The sequence below is a fragment of the Neoroseomonas rubea genome, from assembly GCF_016106015.1.
GTDB lineage: Bacteria > Pseudomonadota > Alphaproteobacteria > Acetobacterales > Acetobacteraceae > Neoroseomonas > Neoroseomonas rubea.
Genome location: NZ_JACADQ010000563.1, coordinates 1 through 1,521, shown reverse-complemented (window position 1 = coordinate 1,521; position 1,521 = coordinate 1). Strand labels below are relative to the sequence as shown.

Below are 1,521 nucleotides of genomic sequence, written 5' to 3'. Positions count from 1 at the left end.
CCGCCGCGCCGCGGCAGTTCCACCCCGCCACCCGTGGTCACGGCGCCGCCGCCCGCGCCCATGCCACGCGCCGCCGCACCCGCGCCCACGCCCGACCCGCGCGAGCGGGACGGCGATCGGCTCCGCGAAGGGACCGTCCTGACCATCCCCGGCCAGCCTTCCGGCGTCGTGACCAACAGCACCGGACGCGTGTCCACCTTCACCCAGCCTGGCAACCCGGCCGGGGGCGTTGCCGTCCAGGAGGGCGGCACCACCACCATCATCCAGCCGGGCGGTCGCGTGACGACCATCCCGACGCCGCGCTGAGGCCCGCCATGCGCGTCCTGTACTTCGCCTGGCTGCGCCAGAAGGTCGGCACCGCCGAGGAGGAGGTGGCGCCGCCCGCGGATGTGCGCGACGTCGGCGGCCTCATTCGCTGGCTCGCCGCGCGATCCCCCGCCCATGCCGCCGCCTTCGCCGACCCCCGCCAGGTGCGCGCCGCGGTGAACCAGGATTTCGCGACCCCCGACCACCCCGTCGCGGCGAATGACGAGGTGGCCTTCTTCCCGCCCGTCACGGGGGGATGAGATGGCGCGCGTGCTGGTGCAGGAAGCGGCCTTCGACATGGGCGCCGAGACCGCGGCGCTGACCGCCGGGCGCACGGATGTCGGCGGCGTCGCCTCCTTCCTCGGCGTCTGCCGTGGCGATGATGGCCTCGCGGCCATGGTGCTCGAGCATTATCCCGGGATGACCGAACGCGCGATCGCGCGCATCGCCGAACAGGCCGAGGCGCGCTGGCCGCTGACAGGCTGCACCGTGATCCACCGCGTCGGTCGCATCCTGCCCGGGGAGCCGATCGTGCTCGTGCTCACCGCCTCGGCCCATCGCGCCGCGGCGCTGGAAGCCTGCGCCTTCCTGATCGACTGGCTCAAGACCAGGGCGCCCTTCTGGAAGCGCGAGGAATTCGCCGGCGGCACCCATCGCTGGGTCGAGGCGCGCGCCGAGGACGAGGCGGCGGCCGCGCGCTGGGCCGGCGCGTGACACCTGCGCCGCACCTGGTCTCGATCGTCATTCCCTGCCGCGACCTGGTCCGGCAGCGCGGCTTCTACGAACGCATCCTGCAGCGCCCGCCGGCGGAAGCGCGCGCCGGGCTCGTGCGGTTCGAACTCGGGCATCTCAGCCTGATGCTGCGCGCGCGCGGGGATGCGCTGTTCCCCCGCGAGGGCGATCCGGGCGTGATGCTCGGCTTCCGGCTGGAATCGCAGGATGAGCTGGAACGCTGGCACCGGCGGCTGCTGATGGCGCAGGTCGCGGTGCTGGAACCGCCGACGGCGCAGGATGGCGGCGGGGCGGCTCTGCACGCGGCGGATCCGGAAGGGAATGTGCTGTGCCTGATGGCGGGGTGAGGAAGGAGGGGAGAAGGGAACTTCTCCCCCCCTTGCCCCCCCTCAACCTTCTTTGCCTGCTGGGGACTGACCTCGGGTGTCAGGTCCCAAAAGACAGAAAAGGGAGGGGGTCCGAGGGAAATCGGAAGAGCACACT

At 72.8% G+C, this 1,521-nt stretch carries 4 protein-coding genes; all 4 read left to right on the top strand.

Annotated elements, in window-relative coordinates:
* The coding region (locus HW577_RS24860; protein WP_474100258.1) for a hypothetical protein at positions 1-306 on the top strand (306 nt) is incomplete at its 5' end.
* An 8-nt stretch (positions 307-314) separates the two neighbouring features.
* Positions 315-566: a molybdopterin converting factor subunit 1 gene (moaD, locus tag HW577_RS24855; RefSeq protein ID WP_198378769.1), complete on the top strand. Its 252-nt coding sequence runs from the start codon at positions 315-317 to the stop codon at positions 564-566.
* 1 nt (position 567) lies between these two features.
* A complete protein-coding gene (locus tag HW577_RS24850) occupies positions 568-1,020 on the top strand; it encodes a molybdenum cofactor biosynthesis protein MoaE (RefSeq protein WP_198378768.1) in 453 nt (150 codons plus the stop codon).
* Entirely contained in the window at positions 1,017-1,385 is a 369-nt protein-coding gene (locus HW577_RS24845; protein ID WP_198378767.1) for a VOC family protein, read from the top strand. The genes HW577_RS24850 and HW577_RS24845 overlap by 4 nt, the downstream gene beginning before the upstream one ends.
* Positions 1,386-1,521 lie beyond the last annotated feature (136 nt).